Here is a 1,694-nt window from a genome sequence, read left to right as displayed (position 1 = left end):
GTTCGATGCGGACCTTTCCATGATTGCGCTTGAAGCCATCGGCACCCAGCAGAACCTTTTGAACCAAAGCCCGGGCTGTGCCGGACCAGCTTGTTTGCTCACGAAGAGCCGGCGCGGGGCAAACCCGGCCGTTTTCCTCACGCAAGCGATTCCCCCGCCACGAGGGCACGCCTGCGAAAATCGTCGCGACCACCTGAGCCTGGAAGGATAACGGAGCCGCCTTTGCATCCGACCTTTGGCAGGAAACTGCTGAGGCGAGCGGTTCCAGGATTGCAGTGATCCAACGTCGCTTTTATGATTTGGCGGGATGGAAGGCAACCCCGATTTCGGATGCCGGCAAAAAGCGCTTCCGCTGGGGAAGGTGCCTTTCGTCGCGCTCCATGAAAGGCTTGGTTAACCTTCTCTGAATACCAATCGTTAATCGAGTTGGTGGCCTGACAGGCACTGCCGGAAGGCTGGGCGCGATGCGCCAAACCGGGAGCGACGAATAAGAGATGGGATCGGCGGGCACCGCGGACAAGTGGGGTAGGGCCGCCGGGCGTTTCCTGCGCCTGGCCTCGACCGCCTTGCTCTTGACCATCCTGTCCTGTTTCGCCGCCGCGTACGCGGATACCCTGCTCGGCGCGACCGGCTACAAGATGGCCGGCGACGCCACAAAGATGCGCATCGTCGTGAATTTCGACCGCGAGCCGGATGTCAAATGGTTCCTGCTGCGCGGCCCCAATCGTCTGGTCATCGACCTGCCGCGCACGCGATTCGCCCTTGACGCCAAGGATGTTAAGCCGCGCGGCCTTGTGCGCGCTGTCCGCTACGGCGATCAGGGGCATGGTTCGCGCCTGATCCTCACCGGCAAGGGACCTTTCGCCGTCGACAAGCTCGACGTGCTCAAGAATGACGATGGCGGCGGCTACCGCATCGCCATTGACATGTCGGCGGCTTCCGAGCGGGAATTCGACGAGGCGCTGGCCAACCAGTCGCTGACGACGGGTTCGACCGTTTCGACCGAAAAGGGCGAGCGGGTCGGCACCGGACCGGTCTCGGCGCCCGGCCATCGCTTCACGGTGGTCATCGATCCGGGCCATGGCGGCGTCGACGGCGGCGCCGAAAGCTCCGCCGGCACGGTCGAGAAGGACGTCACGCTCGCCTTCGCCAAGGAACTGCGCGACAAGCTGGCCGCGGTCGGCAAATACGATGTCTACATGACGCGCGACAACGACGTGTACCTGGCGCTGGACGAACGCGTGCGCATCGCGCGCCAGCACGAGGCCGATCTCTTGATCTCCATCCACGCCGACACGATCGCCGTCAAAGGGCTTCGCGGCGCCACGGTTTACACGCTCTCGGACAAGGCCTCCGATCCGGAGGCCCAGGCGCTTGCCGATCGCGAGAACCTCTCCGACCAGTTCGCCGGGATGAAGATCGAGGACGACAACAAGGAAGTCACCGACATCCTGATCGACCTGATCCGCCGCGAGACCCACAGTTTCTCGATGAGCTTCGCCCACACGCTCGTCGGTCAGTTGTCGACCAACGTCGGCCTCATCAACAATCCGCAGCGTTCGGCTGGCTTTAGGGTGCTCAAGGCTCCCGACGTGCCTTCGGTCCTGGTCGAGCTCGGTTATCTTTCCAACGTGAAGGACGAGGCGCAACTGCTTAATGCCGACTGGCGCGGCAAGGCGGCGCAAAGCATAACC

Annotated in this window: 1 protein-coding gene; it reads left to right on the top strand. The window is 63.0% G+C overall.

Annotation, left to right across the window (positions count from 1 at the left end):
* Window positions 1–494: 494 nt before the first annotated feature.
* A partial coding sequence (locus EOD07_RS33520) for an N-acetylmuramoyl-L-alanine amidase (protein WP_164772799.1) occupies window positions 495–1,694 on the top strand: 1,200 nt, incomplete at its 3' end.

The sequence above is a fragment of the Mesorhizobium sp. M2C.T.Ca.TU.002.02.1.1 genome (assembly GCF_003997225.1).
Note: the sequence above shows the minus strand (reverse complement) of the source record. Positions and strands in the feature narration are given on the sequence as shown.